16 protein-coding genes are annotated in these 16,650 nt (G+C 73.1%); 8 read left to right on the forward strand and 8 right to left on the reverse strand.

The window, feature by feature from the left end; translation table 11 throughout:
- Positions 1 to 10: 10 nt before the first annotated feature.
- The 3 genes from AB0G52_RS17630 to AB0G52_RS17640 all read right to left on the reverse strand — a co-directional run bounded on the left by AB0G52_RS17630 (position 11) and on the right by AB0G52_RS17640 (position 2,803).
- Complete coding sequence (locus tag AB0G52_RS17630) at positions 11 to 1,492, reverse strand: MFS transporter (protein WP_132886506.1); 1,482 nt, start codon at positions 1,490 to 1,492, stop codon at positions 11 to 13.
- 76 nt (positions 1,493 to 1,568) lie between these two features.
- A complete protein-coding gene (locus AB0G52_RS17635) occupies positions 1,569 to 2,270 on the reverse strand; it encodes a methyltransferase domain-containing protein (RefSeq protein WP_361337199.1) in 702 nt (233 codons plus the stop codon).
- A 53-nt stretch (positions 2,271 to 2,323) separates the two neighbouring features.
- Complete coding sequence (locus AB0G52_RS17640) at positions 2,324 to 2,803, reverse strand: hypothetical protein (RefSeq protein WP_361337200.1); 480 nt, start codon at positions 2,801 to 2,803, stop codon at positions 2,324 to 2,326.
- A 171-nt stretch (positions 2,804 to 2,974) separates the two neighbouring features.
- Here AB0G52_RS17640 and AB0G52_RS17645 point away from each other — a divergent pair, with 171 nt between their 5' ends.
- Together AB0G52_RS17645 and AB0G52_RS17650 are read left to right on the forward strand one after the other, a co-directional pair.
- The gene (locus AB0G52_RS17645; RefSeq protein ID WP_132886509.1) at positions 2,975 to 4,231 is read left to right on the forward strand and encodes a histidine kinase; all 1,257 of its coding nucleotides are present in this window, start codon (positions 2,975 to 2,977) and stop codon (positions 4,229 to 4,231) included.
- Positions 4,219 to 4,869 (forward strand): response regulator transcription factor, encoded by a 651-nt coding sequence (locus AB0G52_RS17650; RefSeq protein WP_132886510.1) that lies wholly within the window; start codon positions 4,219 to 4,221, stop codon positions 4,867 to 4,869. Before AB0G52_RS17645 ends, AB0G52_RS17650 begins: the two co-directional genes overlap by 13 nt.
- 235 nt (positions 4,870 to 5,104) lie before the next feature.
- On the opposite strand, the gene AB0G52_RS17655 is transcribed toward AB0G52_RS17650, so the two are convergent.
- Positions 5,105 to 6,316 carry a lipid-transfer protein gene (locus AB0G52_RS17655; protein ID WP_132886511.1) on the reverse strand — a complete coding sequence of 404 codons (1,212 nt, stop codon included), beginning with the start codon at positions 6,314 to 6,316 and terminating at the stop codon, positions 5,105 to 5,107.
- 159 nt (positions 6,317 to 6,475) lie between these two features.
- Between AB0G52_RS17655 and AB0G52_RS17660 the strand changes: the two genes are divergently transcribed.
- The 5 genes from AB0G52_RS17660 (at position 6,476) to AB0G52_RS17680 (ending at position 12,267) form a co-directional block, all read left to right on the forward strand.
- Positions 6,476 to 8,218, forward strand: a complete 1,743-nt coding sequence (locus tag AB0G52_RS17660) for an MFS transporter (RefSeq protein ID WP_361337201.1) — start codon at positions 6,476 to 6,478, stop codon at positions 8,216 to 8,218.
- A gap of 388 nt (positions 8,219 to 8,606) precedes the next feature.
- Positions 8,607 to 9,260: a class I SAM-dependent methyltransferase gene (locus AB0G52_RS17665; RefSeq protein WP_132886513.1), complete on the forward strand. Its 654-nt coding sequence runs from the start codon at positions 8,607 to 8,609 to the stop codon at positions 9,258 to 9,260.
- Positions 9,261 to 9,283: 23 nt separating this feature from the next.
- On the forward strand, positions 9,284 to 10,210 hold the full coding sequence (locus tag AB0G52_RS17670) for an N-acetylmuramoyl-L-alanine amidase (protein WP_361337202.1): 927 nt from the start codon (positions 9,284 to 9,286) through the stop codon (positions 10,208 to 10,210).
- A 117-nt stretch (positions 10,211 to 10,327) separates the two neighbouring features.
- Complete coding sequence (locus tag AB0G52_RS17675; protein WP_132886515.1) at positions 10,328 to 11,158, forward strand: DUF5336 domain-containing protein; 831 nt, start codon at positions 10,328 to 10,330, stop codon at positions 11,156 to 11,158.
- A gap of 98 nt (positions 11,159 to 11,256) precedes the next feature.
- Positions 11,257 to 12,267 carry an LLM class F420-dependent oxidoreductase gene (locus tag AB0G52_RS17680; protein ID WP_361337203.1) on the forward strand — a complete coding sequence of 337 codons (1,011 nt, stop codon included), beginning with the start codon at positions 11,257 to 11,259 and terminating at the stop codon, positions 12,265 to 12,267.
- Here the strand turns inward: AB0G52_RS17680 and AB0G52_RS17685 are convergent.
- Positions 12,264 to 12,833: a hypothetical protein gene (locus AB0G52_RS17685; RefSeq protein ID WP_132886517.1), complete on the reverse strand. Its 570-nt coding sequence runs from the start codon at positions 12,831 to 12,833 to the stop codon at positions 12,264 to 12,266. The genes AB0G52_RS17680 and AB0G52_RS17685 overlap by 4 nt on opposite strands.
- A gap of 137 nt (positions 12,834 to 12,970) precedes the next feature.
- Here AB0G52_RS17685 and AB0G52_RS17690 point away from each other — a divergent pair, with 137 nt between their 5' ends.
- Positions 12,971 to 13,258: a hypothetical protein gene (locus tag AB0G52_RS17690; RefSeq protein ID WP_132886518.1), complete on the forward strand. Its 288-nt coding sequence runs from the start codon at positions 12,971 to 12,973 to the stop codon at positions 13,256 to 13,258.
- Positions 13,259 to 13,386: 128 nt separating this feature from the next.
- On the opposite strand, the gene AB0G52_RS17695 is transcribed toward AB0G52_RS17690, so the two are convergent.
- The 3 genes from AB0G52_RS17695 to AB0G52_RS17705 are packed head-to-tail and all read right to left on the reverse strand — an operon-like array spanning position 13,387 to position 16,612.
- Positions 13,387 to 14,457: a prenyltransferase gene (locus tag AB0G52_RS17695; protein WP_132886519.1), complete on the reverse strand. Its 1,071-nt coding sequence runs from the start codon at positions 14,455 to 14,457 to the stop codon at positions 13,387 to 13,389.
- Positions 14,454 to 15,224 carry a class I SAM-dependent methyltransferase gene (locus AB0G52_RS17700; protein ID WP_132886520.1) on the reverse strand — a complete coding sequence of 257 codons (771 nt, stop codon included), beginning with the start codon at positions 15,222 to 15,224 and terminating at the stop codon, positions 14,454 to 14,456. Before AB0G52_RS17700 ends, AB0G52_RS17695 begins: the two co-directional genes overlap by 4 nt.
- Positions 15,218 to 16,612, reverse strand: a complete 1,395-nt coding sequence (locus AB0G52_RS17705; protein ID WP_132886521.1) for a glycosyltransferase family 4 protein — start codon at positions 16,610 to 16,612, stop codon at positions 15,218 to 15,220. The genes AB0G52_RS17700 and AB0G52_RS17705 overlap by 7 nt, the downstream gene beginning before the upstream one ends.
- Positions 16,613 to 16,650: the final 38 nt, after the last annotated feature.

The raw sequence follows: 16,650 nt of genomic DNA on the forward strand, positions 1-16,650 counted from the left end.
GCGAGGGCCGTCAGTGGTGGGTGCGGTGCGCGGTGGGGCCTTTCCCGGTCTCCCGCGAGGGCTGCTCCGTGGACGGATTCCGGCGTGGGAGCCACAGCAGCATCAGTGCCGCCGCGGCGAGCAGCACGCCGGTGCTGGTGCGGAAGGCCGCCGCGTACCCCTGTGTCAGGGCCGCCGCCCCGCCACCGCCCCCGGTGTGGGCCGCCGCGATCGTCGACATCACCGCGAGCCCCAGTGAGCCGCCCATCGTGCGCGAGGTGTTGATCAGCCCGGACAGCAACCCGGCCTCCGCGGGCGCCGCCCCGGACGTGCCGAGCGCGGCCAGCGGCGTCGCGGCCAGGCCCGCGCCGAGCATCATCAGGACGCCGGGGAACATGATGGCCGTCGCGTAGGCGCCGTGCGGTCCCATCGTCGACTGCCAGGCGAACCCGGCCGCGGCGACCAGCGAGCCCGAGACCGCCACCGTGCGCACCCCGAACCTTCGCATCAGCCGGGGTGCCGACTTCGAGCCGACGAGCACCGCGACCGAGCTGGGCACGAGGGCGAGACCGGCCTCCAGGGGGCTGTAGCCGAGGACGTTCTGGGCGTACAGGGTCATGAAGTACCACATGCAGAACATGGCCGAACCGGAGACCAGCATGGCCGCGTTGGCCGACGCCACCGACCGCCGGCCGAGCAGCCCGAGCGGCATCAGCGGGGCCGTCGTACGCGCCTCGACGGCGAGGAAGAGACCGATCAGCGCCACCCCCGTCACCAGCGGGACCAGGGTGGCCGCCGCCGTCCAGCCCTTGGCCTCGGTCTGCGAGATGCCGTAGGCCAGGGTTCCCAGGCCCGCCGTGACCAGCAGCGCGCCGGGCAGGTCGAGCCGCCGGCCGTCCCCGGTCCTGCTCTCCGTCAGCCACAGCACGGACCCGGCGAGGACCAGCGCGCCCACCGGCACGTTGATCAGCAGGACCCAGCGCCAGGACAGCAGGTCCACCAGCACCCCGCCGACCAGTCCGCCCGCCGCGCCGCCGCCGGCGCCGACCGCCGTCCAGGTGGCGATCGCCCGCGCCCGCGCGGGCCCCTCCGGCACGGCGGCCGTCAGCAGGGTCAGGGTCGACGGCGCCAGCACGGCCGCGCCGAGCCCCTGCACGGCGCGGGCGAGCAGCAACTGCCAGCCGTCCTGGGCGAGTCCGCCGCCGAGCGAGGCCAGCGTGAACAGGGCGAGCCCGACCAGGAACATCCGCTTGCGACCGTAGAGGTCGCCGGCGCGTCCGCCCAGCAGCATGAACCCGGCGAAGGCGATGGCGTACGCGTTCACCACCCACTGGAGACCCGTGGCGCTCAGGCCGAGTCCGGCCCGCATCGACGGGAGTGCCACGTTCACCACGGACACGTCGAGCACGACCAGGAACTGCCCGGCGCAGGCCAGCGCCACGACCAGCCAGGTGGGGGGTGCCGTACGGCGGGGTATGTGTGCGGTGTCCACGGCTTCCAGCATGAGAGTCATGCTCTCAAGCACATTGCGGCCCTTGCATCGGCTTTTCGGGCCGCCCCTGTCGGCACCGCACCACGACAGCCTCGCCTCATCGCCGCCGCCCGCCGTCGGCGAGGTGCTCGCCCCGGGGAACGGGCGCGTGGGCTCCGCAGGGTCGGAAGCGGGCAAGGTACGCCGGACTTGGGCCGCGGCGCTCGGACAGGTGCAGGCCGGCGGCGTCGGCGAGCCGGTGCAGCCGGCCGAAGGGGATCCAGTGCCCGTCGAAGAACTCGCCGATCACCAGTCGCCCGCCTGGTGCCAGCACCCGTGCCGCCTCGCCCAGCACCCGATCCGGCTCGGGGATCTCGCCGAGCGCGGTCACGGCGTACACGGCGTCGAACGTCCCGTCGGCGTAGGGCAGCTCACGTGCGTCCGAGCAGGTGGGCGTGATCGTCGCCAGGCCTGCGCGCTCTGCGCGGCACATCACGTGGTCGAGCATCTCCTGCTGGATGTCGAGCACGTCGAGCCGGCCCTCCGGGCCGAGCTGCGGAGCGACGTGCAGCGACTGCAGTCCGGTCCCCGGGCCGATCTCCAGGATCCGCTCCCCCGGCCGCGGCCGCAGGACGGCGTCCGTCCGGTCGGCGGTCAGGAAGGGCAACGGCACTTCGAGCAGGCCGCGTTGGGCGTAGGGATAGGGCGCCGTGTCGCCCAGCCACCAGGTGGCGGCCAAGGCGGCACCGACGCCGGCGGCGACCGCCCAGCGGGTCCGGGCGGGGATCGGGGCGACGGGGGCGGTGGTGCTGCGGTGCATGGTGTTCTCCGGTGGATCGATGTGGTCCGTGGCGTGTGGCTGGGCGGTCGGCGTCACGCGGGCCGGCTCAGCGCCCGCAGCGCCAGCCGGCCGCACAGCGCGGCGAGCGGCAGTTCGGCGCCGAGCGCCATGGCGACCGCGGTGGCGAAGTCGCCGCCCGCGGCGGCGGTCGCGGTGTCGAACCAGGCGTCCACCGCAAGCAGCGTCGCGGTCGCGGCGGCTGCCAGGGCATGCCGCCGGTCGCCGCGGGCGGCGAGGAGGCCGGTGGCGATCAGGCCGAGCGCCTCCAGCGCGTCGAGCCCGACCCAGGCGACCGGCCAGTGCGCCGCGGTCGCGGTGGCCGGCAGGCCGGTGGCCAGCACGTACAGCCACGGCAGCAGGCCGAGCCCGCAGGCGACCAGCAGCCCCCCGGCCCGCCGCATGCCCCGCGCCGGGCGCGGCTCCTGCGCCTCTTCGCGCAGCGGGACGACCTCGGCGCGGCCGAAGCCCTCGGCACCGGCCAATTCGTCATTGCGCAACACCAGTTGACGCATCCTCTGCCTCCGCTCTCCGTCGGCTGTCCCCTTCACGTGTTCCAGCCTCCGCCGTGCACTGGGGCGCCGTCAGTCACGCAGGGTTCCGACCCGGGGTGGAGAAAAGTGCACCCCCGAACCGGGCGAGAACGTCATGGCACCCGGATGGCCTGCGGCTTTACCGTTTGACGCATGCAACTCACGACGTGGCTGCGGCTGGTGCCGGGCCGGACCTTCCGCGGGGCGGGACACCGGACCGCGCTCGTCGCCGCCGGCCTGCCGCTCCACCTCGCCGTGGTGCCACTGTGGCTCTGGCTGGCCGCCGCGATCGCGGGGGCGCCGGCCGTGATTCCGCTGCCCGTGCTGCTCACGCTCTGGGTGACACCCCTGCTGACCGTCGGGCAGCGGCGGCGCTACCGGGCGCTCGCCGGCAAGGACCTCCCGCGCCCCGCCGCAGCCGGGCCCGGACGCGACTGGAAGTCGGCGGTACGCCGGCTGGGCAGGCGGGCCTTGTGGCGGCAGGTCTGCTACCACGCCGTGGCGGGTCCGCTGCTCGCCGTCCTGGACCTCGCCGTCCTCGCCGTCTGGGCCGCCGCTCTCGTGGCCGCCTCCTTCTACGTGTGGATCTGGGCGCTGCCTGCGCAGTGGCGGGTCACCGACCTGGGGTACACCACGCAGGCCGTGTACGTCACCGCCGGCGGCCTCGCCCTGCTGTTCCTCGGGCCCCGGCTGACCGGCGCTCTGGTGCGGCTGGACACCCGTACGGCCGAGGTCCTGCTCGGCCCCAGCCGCACGGAGAAGCTGGCCCGCCGGGTGGCCGACCTCGCCGAGAGCCGGGCCGGGGTGCTCGACGCCGCCGACGCCGAGCGGCGGCGGATCGAGCGCGACCTGCACGACGGCGCACAGCAGCGCCTCGTCTCACTCGCCGTCAACCTGGGCCTGGCCAGGTCCACCCTCGGCGACCTGCCGGAGGACGCCCGCAAGGTGATCGACGAGGCGCACCGCGAGGCGAAGGAGGCGATCGCCGAGCTGAACAACCTGGTGCGCGGCCTGCATCCGGCCGTCCTTGAGGACCGCGGCCTCGACGCGGCGCTGTCCGGGGTCGCCGCCCGCCTCCCGATCCCGGTGCGCGTGGCGGTGGACCTGCCACAGCGCCCCTCACCCACGGTGGAGGCCGTCGCGTACTTCGTGGTCTCCGAGGCGCTGACGAACGTGGTCAAACACGCCCGGGCGACCCGGGCGGACGTGACCGTGGAGCGGATCGGGGAGACACTGCTGGTGGTCGTCGCGGACGACGGCGCGGGCGGCGCGGATCTCGCGGCGGCCGTCGGTGGCACCGGGCTCGCCGGGCTCGCCAAGCGCGTCGCGTCCGTCGACGGCACGTTCTCCTGCCGCAGCCCCGCCGGGGGCCCGACCATCATCACCGTGGAGCTGCCGTGCGGGCCGTGATCGCCGAGGATTCCGTCTTGCTGCGCGTCGGCGTGGCCAAGGTGCTGGAGGCGGCCGGCTTCGACATGTGCGCGCAAGTCGCCGACGCGGAAGGGCTGCTGGCCGCCGTCGAGGAGCACCGGCCCGACATCGCCGTGGTCGACGTGCGCATGCCGCCCGGTTTCACCGACGAGGGAGTGCGCGCCGCGCTGGTGATCCGCCACCAGTACCCGCGTACCGCCGTGCTCCTGCTGTCGCAGTACGTGGAGGAGCGGTACGCCGCCGATCTGCTCGCCGCCAACACCTCGGGCGTCGGTTACCTGCTCAAGCAACGGGTCGCCGACGTCGAGGAGTTCGCCGAGGCGGTACGCCGGGTGGCGGGCGGTGGCACTGCGCTCGACCCGCAGGTGGTCGCGCAGTTGCTGGTGCGCCGGCACAGCGATCCGCTCGACCGGCTGACACCGCGTGAGCGGGAGGTGCTGGAGCTGATGGCGGGCGGCCGGTCCAACTCCGGCATCGCCGCCGAGCTGGTCGTGAGCGAGAGCGCGGTCGCCAAGCACATCAACAGCATCTTCACCAAGCTCGACCTGCCCAAGGCCGACGCCGACCACCGCCGCGTGCTGGCGGTGCTGCGCTTCCTGGGGGTCGCGACCGCATGATGCGCGATCACGCCCGCATGCCCGGTCGGCAACCGTGCTGAGTCCTCGCGGCCGACGGCAACCGCGGGTCCCTGCCATCCCAGCTCACCGCCTTCCCTCCCCGACGGCGTGGACGGCCCCGTACCCGGCCGGCGCCAGCCCTCGCAGACAAGGCGTGTGCGTCGCGGGCCGTCCGTGAACACCTCAGGTGGCGTGCGACGCCCGCGACGGGAAGACAGCGGCCAAGCGAAACGGGCTAGACCCGCGGCCCTACGGCCCGCGTCGTCGCCCGCAGCAGCGTGACCACCGCCGCCCCGCCCAGTCCGATGTTGTGCGCGAGTCCCACCCGGGCGCCCGCGACCTGCCGGTCCCCCGCCGTGCCGCGCAGCTGCCAGACCAGTTCGGCGGTCTGCGCGAGACCGGTCGCGCCCAGCGGATGCCCCTTGGAGATGAGCCCGCCGGAGGGGTTCACCACCCAACGCCCGCCGTACGTGGTCGCGCCGGACTCGACGAGCGCGCCCGACCGGCCGGGCGCGCACATGCCGAGCGCCTCGTAGGTCAGCAGCTCGTTGACGGAGAAGCAGTCGTGCAGTTCGACGACGTCGACGTCCTCGATGCCGAGGCCCGAGCTGTCGTACACCTGGCGGGCCGCCGCCCGGGACATCGGCTGTCCCACGACGTCGATGCACGAGCCCGACGCGAAGGACTCCCCGGTGTCGGTGGTCATCGCCTGCGCGACGATCTCGACCAGGCCGGTGAGCCCGCGCCGCCCGGCGAACCGTTCGGAGACGACCACGGCCGCCGCCGCGCCGTCGGACGTGGGCGAGCACTGGAGTTTGGTGAGGGGGTGGTGGACGGTGCGGGCGGCGAGGACGTCGGCGACGTCGTGGACGTCCTGGAACTGGGCGTAGGGGTTGTCGGCCGAGTGCCGGTGGTTCTTGGCGGCCACCGCGGCGAGCTGCGCCTCGGTGGTGCCGTAGCGCTCCATGTGCTCGCGGGCCGCGTCGCCGAAGATCTGCGCGGTGGGCGGGGTCGTCTCGAAGCCGTGCCGGGCGGCCATGATCCCGTAGTGCCGGGCGACGGGCGAGGTGGCGAAGTCTCCCGTGTCGGCGCCGCCGCCGAGCGCGCCCTTCTTCATCTTCTCGAAGCCGAGGGCGAGGACGCAGTCGGCGGCACCGCCCTCGACCAGCTGCCTGGCCAGCATCAGGGCGGTCGCGCCGGTGGCGCAGTTGTTGTTGACGTTGTAGACGGGGACGCCGGTGAGACCCAGTTCATAGACGGCGCGCTGGCCGGCGGTGGAAGGCTGGAAGCAGTAGCCGACGGGAACCTGTTCCACGTCGTCATAGGCGATCCCCGCGTCGGCGAGCGCGGAGCCGGCCGCCTCCCGGACCATGTCCCAGTACTGCCAGTCACGAGTCTCGGGCTTCTCGAACCTGGTCATCCCGACCCCGGCAACGTAGGCCTTCATGGCGCGCACACTAGAACGTGTTCCACAAAGGCACCATCCCTGACGAAGGGTCAGTAACCCATGAGCCGGTCAAGAATTCGTTAGCAGCTCGAAGCAACGGAATAGTTGCCTGTGCATACGAGGTTTACCCGGCACTTATCAATCGGGAGGCCTCACTCAATGACGCACACGACGACCGACCAGCCCACCCGGGGCGCGAGCGGAGCCGTGGTCCCGGTCCTCGCCTTCGCGGGCATCGTGGTCGCGGTGATGCAGACCCTGCTCGTCCCGGTCATCAAGGACCTGCCGCAGCTGCTGGGCACCGAGCCCAGCAACGCCACCTGGGTCCTCACCTCGACGCTGCTGTCGGGCGCCGTGGCCACTCCGATCATGGGCCGCCTCGGCGACCTCTACGGCAAGCGCCGGATGCTGATCCTCAGCCTCGCCGTCATGGTGGTCGGCGCGCTGATCAGCGCCCTCACCAGCGACCTGCTCACGATGATCGCCGGCCGTACCCTCCAGGGCTTCGCCATGGGCGCGATCCCGCTGGGCATCGGCCTGATGCGCGACATGCTGCCGCGCGAGAAGCTCGGCTCGGCGATGGCCCTGATGAGCTCCTCGATCGGCGTCGGCGGCGGCCTCGCGCTGCCGGCCGCGGCCCTGGTCGCGCAGCACATGGACTGGCACGCCCTGTTCTACGGCGCCGCCGCTCTCGGCGTGCTCTCCATAGCCCTGACCCTGCTCGTCGTACCGGAGTCCCCGATGCGCGCGCAGGGTTCGTTCGACGTGCTGGGCGCGCTGGGGCTGTCCACCGGCCTGGTGCTGCTCCTGCTGCCCATCACCAAGGGCAGCGACTGGGGCTGGTCCTCGGGCACCACGCTCGGCCTGTTCGGCGCGTCCGTCGCGGTGCTGCTCCTGTGGGGGCTCTTCGAGCTGCGCCACCGGGCCCCGCTGGTCGACCTGCGCACCACGGCCCGCCCCGCGGTGCTCTTCACCAACCTCGCGTCGATCATGGTCGGCGTCAGCTTCTACGTCGTCTCACTGGTCCTTCCGCAGCTGCTCCAGCTCCCGAAGGCCACCGGCTACGGCCTCGGCCAGTCGATGGTGGTCGCCGGCCTGCTGGTCGCCCCGCTGGGCCTGACGATGATGTTCACGGCCCCGGTGTACGCCCGGCTGTCCGCCAGGTACGGCCCCAAGCTCACCCTCATCCTCGGCATGCTGATCATCGGCATCGGCTACGGCGCGGGCCTCGGCCTGATGAGCGCGCCCTGGCAGAGCGCGGTCATCGCGGTCGTCCTCGGCGCCGGCATCGGCCTCGCCTACTCCTCCCTGCCCGCGCTCATCGTCGGCGCGGTCCCGGCGTCGGAGACCGGCGCGGCGAACGGCCTGAACACGCTGATGCGGTCCATCGGCACCTCCGTCTCCAGCGCCGTCATCGGCATGGTGCTGGCGAACACCGCGAACCACGTCGGCGGGGTCGCCATCCCGACCATGCACGGCTTCCGGGTGTCCTTCCTGATCGCGACCGCCGCGGTGGCGGTGGGTCTGCTGCTCGCGCTGCTGCTGCCGAAGCAGCCCCGGCCGCAGCTCCACACGCAGCTGCGGGCCAGCAGCGAGGAGGACGCGGTGCTCGCGGGCGCCGAGGAGGTGCTGCGGGGCTTCCGCGGCCGCGTCCTGGACGCCGCCGGGGAGCCGGTGGCGCGCGCGAAGGTGACGCTGATCGACCGGCGCGGACGGCAGGCGGGGGCGACGCTGTCCGCCGAGGACGGCTCGTACGCGCTCACGGTGCCGACCGAGGGGGCCTACGTGCTGGCCGCGAAGGCGGCCGGACACGGACCGCACGCCTCGTCGGCGACCCACACGGGCGACCACCGGGCCATCGACCTGGACCTGTCGCTGCCCGGCGAGACGGTCAGCGCGTAACTCCTCACGCCGGGGGGCGGCCTCCGGCCCCGACCGGTACGCGGGCGGCGTTCCCTGCACGGGAGCGCCGCCCGCGCCGTTGCGCAGGTGCCCTCGGCACCACGGGGAGACGACGGCCGGCACCGGCGACCCGGCACCCGGCACCCGGCACCCGGCACCCAGCCGACCGAACACCCCCGGGCGCCCGACTCCGGGCGGCCGACTCCCTTGACCGACAGCTCACTTGGGGCTCACCCGGGCATCCGGCCGGCACCGGGGGCGCACCCGCCCCGCCGACGCCCGCGCCGCTCCCCCGCACCCCCCGTCGGGTGCCCGGCGGCGGGTGCGGCAGCATGGGCGGCCGGACCGTACGACACTCACCCCGCGTGAGACGAGTGAGAGGACGCCGATGACCGAGGCAGCCCCCAAGCCCGAGATCCTGACCGCGTTCGAGGCGGCGAAGGGGTTCATGCCCGTCGGCGAGGGCCTCGCGCTGTACGCGGCCGCCGTCGAGGCGGCGGCGCTCGGCCTGCCGCTGCTGGAGGTCGGCACCTACTGCGGGCGCTCGACGATCCTGCTCGCCGACGCGGCCCGCGCGGCCGGCGTCACGGCGGTCACCGTCGACCACCACCGGGGCAGCGAGGAGCAGCAGCCCGGCTGGGAGTACCACGACCCGGGGACGGTCGACCCCGAGCTCGGGCTCATGGACACCCTGCCGACGTTCCGGCGCACCCTGCACCGGGCGGGCCTGGAGGACCACGTGGTCGCGGTCGTCGGCCGGTCCCCGCAGGTCGCCGCGGTCTGGAACTCCCCCCTCGGCCTCGTCTTCATCGACGGCGGCCACACCGACGAGCACGCCACCGCCGACTACGAGGGCTGGGCCCCCCATGTGGCCCCGGGCGGGCTCCTGCTGATCCACGACGTCTTCCCGGACCCCGAGGACGAGTTCACCGGCCAGGCCCCGTACCGCGTCTACCTCCGGGCCCTGCAGTCCGGCGCGTTCACCGAGACCACCGCCCACGACTCGCTGCGCGTCCTGCGGCGAACGGGGGCGGGGATCTGAGGGCGCGGTCTAAAGTCGCAGACGTGTCGTACTCAGGCCCGGAATTCGATCTCCCCGAGCAGCGCCGGCGCCGCCGGGCGCCCCTCGCCGTCGGTCTCGCCGCGCTGGTGCCCGGAGCACTGCTCGGCTGGGTGGTGTACGAGGGGGTGGGCAGGCCCGGCGGGAGTGACCCCGCGCGGACGGACGCCGCGACACCCTGGTCGGAGCACGCCTCCGTCGGCGACGACGCCAAGGTGCCGGCTCCGAGCGCGTCGGCGCTGCCACTGAAGGGCAAGGTCGTGGTCATCGACCCGGGGCACAACCCGGGGAACTTCCAGCACCCGTCCGAGATCAACCAGAAGGTGAACATCGGGACGAACTGGAAGGAATGCGACACGACGGGGACGTCGACCAACGCCGGTTACACCGAGGCCCGGTTCACGCTCGACGTCGCGCACCGGCTGCGGGCCCTGCTGGAGCGGCAGGGCGCCACCGTGAAGCTGACCCACGACGGGGACCGGCCGGCCTGGGGGCCGTGCGTGACGAAGCGCGCGGGGATCGGCAACGACGCGCACGCCGACGCGGCCATCTCCCTCCACGCCGACGGCGCCCCCGAGGGCGACCGCGGCTTCCACGTCATCCTGCCGGCCACCGTGCACTCCGGCGGCGCCGACACCCGCCCGATCGTCGCCTCCTCGCGCACCCTCGGCGAGCGGGTGGAGAAGGACTTCGCGAAGGTCACCGGCAGCGCCCCGTCCAACTACGTCGGCAACGGCACCGGTCTCGACGTGCGCAGGGATCTCGGCGGTCTCAATCTGTCAACGGTTCCCAAGGTGTTCATCGAGTGCGGCAACATGCGGGACAGCAAGGACGCGGCGCTGCTGACCAGCGGCGCCTGGCGGCAGAAGGCGGCACAGGGGATCTCTGAGGGAATCGTGAGTTTCTTGGGCGGACAGGCATCCGGCGGCTGATCCGGGCGGACACCCTGATCGTCCGAACGATAGTGTCGTTCCTGCGATTCCTACCCTGAGGGGCCACCTCCGCGACGCGCCTCCTCCGCCGACGAGACGACCTACGAAGGACCTGAAGTGAATATCCGCTCTCTCACTAGAGGCGACGGCGTGGTGATCGGAGCAGCGGTATTGCTGTTGATCGCGTCGTTCCTCGACAACTATTCGTACGACGGTGTGCCGGACAGCGTCGACCTGCCGAGCCTGTGGTCGAGCGGACCCATCCTGTTCAGCGTCGTCCTGGCGGGCATCGCCGGCGCCGCGCTCGTCGTCGTCACGCGGGCGCTGCCGCAGCCGTTGAAGGTGGCCGGCCTCGATCTCGGCCCGTTCGGCGTCGCGTTGACCGTCTTCGCCGCGTGGAGCGCGCTCGGCAACGTCATCGACCCGGCGGGCGGCTTCGACAACCTGCCGAACGTGACCAACGGCCCCAGCGCGGGCACCGGTCTCATCCTCGCCCTGATCGCCACCCTGGTCATGGCCGGCGGAGCCGTCGCCACCCCGCTCGTCCCCGCCCTCAAGGCGGGCCTGATCCCGGAGCCCAAGCCGCAGGCCCCGCAGCCCTACGGCGCCCAGCCCCCCGGCGGCTACGGCTACCCGGGCGCCACCGGCCCGCAGCCCGGCCAGCCGTACGGCGCGCAGCCGCAGCCCGGCCAGCCGTTCGGCCACCAGCAGCCCCAGCCGCCCGCCGCCCAGCAGCAGCCGCCGGCCGCCGAGTTCTCGCCGTTCTGGTTCGCCGTTCCGGTGGCGCGGCCGCTGTTCGCGGAGGACGGCTCGACCGCGCCGATCGCCGAACTGGCGCCCGGTACCTGGTACCTGGCGGTCGAGCAGCGTGGTGCCGCCCTGGTGGCCCAGACGCAGGACGGCCGCCGTGGCGTGCTCCAGGACACCTCCGGCATCCAGCGCGGCTGACCGTCGCCGCCCCGCATGCGGCCCCGCACCCTTCCGGGTGCGGGGCCGTTGTCGTACAGTCACCCGGCGGTTGTCTGACGTCACGTCAGGAGGCGGGCATGCGACTGGGTCTGGCACTCGGTTACTGGGGGCGCGGCCCCTCTGCCGACCATGTGCCGCTGGCGCGGGAGGCGGAGCGGCTCGGGTACGACTCGGTGTGGACGGCGGAGTCCTGGGGGTCGGACGCCTTCACCCCGCTCACCTGGATCGCCGCGCGGACGTCGACCATCAAGCTGGGTACGGCCGTCGCCCAGATGGCCGCCCGGTCGCCGACCACGACGGCGATGCACGCGCTGACCCTGGACCACCTGTCGGGGGGCCGGATGCTGCTCGGGCTCGGCCTGTCCGGACCGCAGGTCGTCGAGGGCTGGTACGGCCGCCCGTTCCCGAAGTCCCCGCTGACGGCGACGCGGGAGTACGTGGACGTCGTACGGCAGGTGCTGCGGCGTCAGGCGCCGGTCACCTCGGACGGGCGCTTCCACCCCCTCCCCTACCGCGGCCCGGACGCCACCGGACTCGGCAAGCCGCTGAAGCCGATCACCCACCCGCTCCGCGCCGGCCTGCCCGTCCTGCTGGGTGCCGAGGGGCCGAAGAACGTCGCGCAGACGCTGCGGATCGCCGACGGGTGGCTGCCGCTGTACTGGGCGCCGAGCCGGCCCGAGGTGTACGGGCCGGCGGTGGCCGACCTGCCGGAGGGCTTCCTGGTCGCCCCCATGGCACAGGTCAGGGTCTGCGACGACGTGGCCGCCGGGCTGCTGCCGGTGAAGGCCATGCTCGGCTTCTACATCGGCGGGATGGGGCACGCGGCCCGCAACTTCCACGCCGACCTCATGGCGCGCATGGGGTACGAGGAGGCGGCCCGGCGGATCCAGGAGCTGTTCCTGTCCGGGCGCCGGGAGGAGGCGGTGCTGGCGGTGCCGGACGCGTTCGCCGACGAGATCTCACTGGTCGGCCCGCGCGAACGCATCGCCGAGCGGCTGGAGTTGTGGCGCAAGGGCCCGGTGACGGACCTGCTGGCCCTGGCACCGGACCCCGCCACCCTGCGGGTGCTCGCGGAGCTGAACTCCTAGCCGTGGGCAAGCTGTCCGGCGGACGGCACCTTGTCGGTGACCGGGGCGCCGGCGCTCTTGCCCGCTTCCTTCACGTTGTTGATGACGTCGTTGAACGCGCTCGCCGCGTTCCCGTCGCCCTGGCGGAGCTTGGACGGCAGGTTCTTCAGCGCGTCGATGCTCGCGGACAGCGGCGCGAGGGCCTTGGACAGCAGCGGGTCGCCCTGCGCGTTGCGTTTGGCGGCCTTGAGCCGGTTGTAGGCGAAGCCGCCCGCGGCGGCGGCCTTGACCAGGGCGAAGGTGCGGCCGTGGGCGCCCTTCTTGAACTTGCCCGCCTTCCACGGTTTCACGATCCACTGGTAGGTCGCTCCGGCCGCGAGACCCGCGTTGGCGACGAACCGGGTCTTGGCGAACTTCTGCTTCTCCGCGGACGTACTCGGACTGGGCGTGTCGGCCACGGGGACCGCCACCATGCCGGTGTCGGTCGACCTGCTCCGAGTACTGTCGCCGGCGCAGGCGGTGACACCCGCGACCAGGGTGCAGCAGAGGGTCAGCGCGACGACGAGGCGCCGTATCGGTACGGGCACGGGGTCCTCCCGTGTGTCTGTCGGTGTCCTCCCCGAGCGGATGCTTCTTCCGGCAGCCTCACCCGGATGGCGGCATCGCGCCACTCGGGACGATGCCCTACAGGTTTCAAGGACCGTCCGGCGGCAAGCCGCAGGGTATGTCCTCTGAACGCGGTGCCAACCAGGCCGGTAGAGTCGTCGCGCTCGTCGCCGACGTCATGGCGCTCATCCTGGGCCTGTGGATCCTGATGTATCTGCTGGACGCGAACCGGGCGAACAGCCTGGTCCAGTTCGTCCATGACGCCGCCGCCTGGCTCGCAGGCTGGTCGCGCGACCTGTTCACCTTCGACGAGGCGTGGGCGAGGGTGGTGGCGGGCTACGGCCTGGCAGCCATCGTCTACCTGTTCATCGGCCACGCCATAGCGAACCGCATGCACCGCCACTGATCCACACCGGTCAGTGGAGCGCCCCCGAAGGGGCGCTGGGGGTGCCCCCGGCCGAAGGCTGGGGGAGGAACTGCGCGACAAGCCCCGACGGCGCCGCACCCGCCGTAGCACAGAGCCCCCCCGCCCCACTAGGCGCAGCAATCCACCTCAAGCCCCGAAGGAAGCTCGCCGCCCCCGAAAACGGCGCACGTGGCATCATGCCCACCCAACGCGGCGACGGCGAGCAGCAACGACCCCGCGGTCCACGTCGTCAGCTCCCGCGGCCACACCGCGTCGTCCTCGTACACGTATCCGGTCCAGTACAGCCCCGACTCGGCGTCCCGCAGGTGCTGGATGGACTGCAGGATCTCCAACGCCCGGTCGGACTCCCCGACCGCCCACAGCGCCAGCGCCAGCTCCGCCGACTCCCCGCCCGTGACCCACGGGTTGGGGACGACGCAGCGCACCCCGAACCCGGGCACCACGAACCGGTCCCAGTCCTTCTCGATGCGCGCGCCCGCCTCCGCACCGGTCAACGCCCCGCCGAGGACCGGGTAGTACCAGTCCATCGAGTACCGGTCCTTGTCCAGGAACCGCTCGGGGTGCCTGCGGATCGCGTGCCGCAGCGCGCCCACCGCCAACTCCCAGTCCGGCTGCGGCTCCTCACGCTGCTCGGCGATGGCGAGCGCACAGCGCAGCGCGTGGTGGACGGACGAACTCCCGGTCAGCAGCGCCTCGTCGGCGGGCGTGCCGTCGTCCTCGCGGCGCCAGCCGATCTCACCGCCCGGCTGCTGCAACCGCAGCACCCATTCGACGGCCGCGTAGACGGCGGGCCACATCCGGTCGAGGAACGTGTCGTCCCCGGTGGCGAGGTAGTGGTGCCAGACGCCGACGGCTATGTAGGCGACGAAGTTGGACTCGCGGGCCCGGTCGGTGACGTCGTCGTGGGCGCCGTCGGCGTAGGCCGCGTACCAGGAGCCGTCCTCGTTCTGGTGCCGGGCGAGCCAGGTGTACGCCCGCTCGGCGGCCTCGTGCTCACCGGCCGCGTCCAGGGCCATCGCGGCCTCGGTGTGGTCCCAGGGGTCGAGGTGGTGCCCCCGGAACCAGGGGATCGCGCCGTCCTCCCGCTGCACGGCGAGGATGCCGCGGACGGTCGCGGCGGCCTGCTCGGCGGTGAGGACCCCGGGCAGGACGAGGTGTTCTGTCCGGGGTGTGGTCACTTGGCGGCCGCCTCGGTCTCCGAGGGGGCGTTCGTGTCGTCGCCGGCCGCGGGCAGGTGCGGTTTGGTCGCGTAGACCACGACGCTCTTGCCGATGACCGGGTTCAGCGCCTGCTCGGCGACCCGGGTGACCAGCGGCTTCTTCATGATGTCCCAGACCAGCAGCTTGTGGTAGGCGCGCACCGGCAGCGCCTTGTCGTTGTCGACGCCGAACGCGCACTTCAGCCACCAGTACGGCGAGTGCAGCGCATGCGCGTGGTGGGTGCCGTAGGGCCGCAGCCCGGCCTCCTTGATCTTCCCGATCAGTTCGTCGGCCTTGTAGATGCGGATGTGGCCGCCCTCGACCTCGTGGTAGGCGTCGGACAGCGCCCAGCAGACCTTCTCGGGGCCGTAGCGGGGCACGGTGACCGCGATCCGCCCGCCCGGCCTGAGCACCCGCACCATCTCGGCGAGGACGCCCTTGTCGTCGGGGATGTGTTCCATCACCTCGGAGATGATGACGACGTCGAAGGACTCGTCGGGGAAGGGCAGGGCGAGGGCGTCGCCCTCCATGGCGGTGGCCGTGGCGCCCGCCGGGGCCTCACCGGCCTCCTTCATCGCCGCGAACCACTTGGCGACCTCGCGGATCTCCTCGGCGTTCTGGTCGAGGGCCACGACCCGGGCGCCGCGCCGGTAGCACTCGAAGGCGTGCCGGCCGGCCCCGCAGCCGAGGTCCAGGACTCGGTCGCCCGGGGCGAGCGGGAACCGGGAGAAGTCGACGGTCAGCACGTGGCCCTGCTTTCGGGAGTGGATGCAACGTCTGCGCGGGGGGCGGCCGCGGGGCGGCCGGGGGTCGTGGACGCGGGGTGCGCCGCGGGGCGGCGGGCGATGGCCTCGCGGTAGCGGGCCACGGTGCCCTCCGCGGCGCGCGCCCAGGTGTAGTGCCGCAGCACCCGCTCACGGCCCGCGTGGCCGAGCCGGGCCCGCAGCTCCGGGTCGCCCAGCAGCCGGCCGAGTCCGGCGGCCAGCGCGTCGGCGTCGCCCGGCGGGACCGCCAGGCAGGTCTCCCCGTCGCGCCCGGCGACCTCGGGGATCGCACCGCCGGTGGTCGCGAGCAGCGGGGTACCGGTCGCCATGGCCTCGGCTGCGGGCAGCGAGAAGCCCTCGTAGAGCGAGGGCACGCAGGCGACCTCGGCCGAGCGGACCAGGTCGACGAGTTCGGCGTCGGAGATGCCCTTCACGAACTCCACGGCGCCGTCGAGGCCGTAGCGCTCCATGGCCTGGGCGACGGGCCCCTCGGCGGGCCGCTTGCCGACGACGACGAGGTGGGCGGCGGGGTGCTCGGTCCGCACCTTGGCGAGGGCCTCGACGAGGTACACCAGGCCCTTCAGGGGGACGTCCGCACTGGATGTGGTGACGATCCGGCCGGGCACCTGGGGCACGGCCGGATCCGGCGCGAAGAGGTCGGTGTCGGCGCCGATGTGGACGACGTGCACGCGGTCCTCGCGGACGCCGAGGTGGTCGACGATCTCCTGGCGGGAGGTGCCGGAGACGGTGAGCACGGAGGGCAGCCGGCGAGCGACCCGCTTCTGCATCCGGGTGAAGGCGTACCAGCGCCGTACCGAGTAGCGCCGCTGCCAGCCCTGGGCGGCGTCCAGCTCCAACTGCCGGTCCACGGTGATGGGGTGGTGGATCGTGGTGACGAGCGGGGCTCCGATGTCCCCCAGCAGGCCGTAGCCGAGCGTCTGGTTGTCGTGGACGACGTCGAACTCCCCGGCGCGGGCGCGCAGATGGCGGCGGGCGCGCAGGGAGAACGTCAGGGGTTCGGGGAAACCGCCGGTCCACATGGTCGCGACTTCGAGGGCGTCGATCCAGTCCCGGTACTCGTCCCGCTTCGGCGTCCGGAAGGGGTCCGGGGAGCGGTAGAGGTCGAGGCTGGGCAGCTCGGTGAGGGTGAGGCCGGGGTACCCCTCGTCGAGGACGGGGTACGGCTGGGAGCCGATGACCTCGACCCGGTGGCCGAGCCGGGCCAGCTCGCGGGACAGGTGCCGTACGTAGACGCCCTGGCCTCCGCAGAACGGGTTCCCTTTATAGGTGAGGAGCGCGATGTCGAGCGGTCGCTCGCCGTCGGCGGCGGGTTCCTCTTTGGTACCCGCCCGCCTGGCCTCAGCGGTCACTCCGGGCCCCCTTCTCCCTGCACTTTCCCGCGAGGTTA

The organism is Streptomyces sp. NPDC021562 (assembly GCF_040640875.1).
Classification (GTDB): domain Bacteria; phylum Actinomycetota; class Actinomycetes; order Streptomycetales; family Streptomycetaceae; genus Streptomyces.

What these genes read in the sequence shown, in the direction of transcription:
- AB0G52_RS17630 (WP_132886506.1), bottom strand. Translation starts at nt 1,492, where the DNA reads ATGACTCTCATGCTGGAAGCCGTGGACACCGCACACATACCCCGCCGT.
- AB0G52_RS17660 (WP_361337201.1), top strand. Translation starts at nt 6,476, where the DNA reads ATGACGCACACGACGACCGACCAGCCCACCCGGGGCGCGAGCGGAGCC.
- AB0G52_RS17655 (WP_132886511.1), bottom strand. Translation starts at nt 6,316, where the DNA reads ATGAAGGCCTACGTTGCCGGGGTCGGGATGACCAGGTTCGAGAAGCCC.
- AB0G52_RS17690 (WP_132886518.1), top strand. Translation starts at nt 12,971, where the DNA reads ATGTCCTCTGAACGCGGTGCCAACCAGGCCGGTAGAGTCGTCGCGCTC.
- AB0G52_RS17640 (WP_361337200.1), bottom strand. Translation starts at nt 2,803, where the DNA reads ATGCGTCAACTGGTGTTGCGCAATGACGAATTGGCCGGTGCCGAGGGC.
- AB0G52_RS17680 (WP_361337203.1), top strand. Translation starts at nt 11,257, where the DNA reads ATGCGACTGGGTCTGGCACTCGGTTACTGGGGGCGCGGCCCCTCTGCC.
- AB0G52_RS17635 (WP_361337199.1), bottom strand. Translation starts at nt 2,270, where the DNA reads ATGCACCGCAGCACCACCGCCCCCGTCGCCCCGATCCCCGCCCGGACC.
- AB0G52_RS17645 (WP_132886509.1), top strand. Translation starts at nt 2,975, where the DNA reads ATGCAACTCACGACGTGGCTGCGGCTGGTGCCGGGCCGGACCTTCCGC.
- AB0G52_RS17665 (WP_132886513.1), top strand. Translation starts at nt 8,607, where the DNA reads ATGACCGAGGCAGCCCCCAAGCCCGAGATCCTGACCGCGTTCGAGGCG.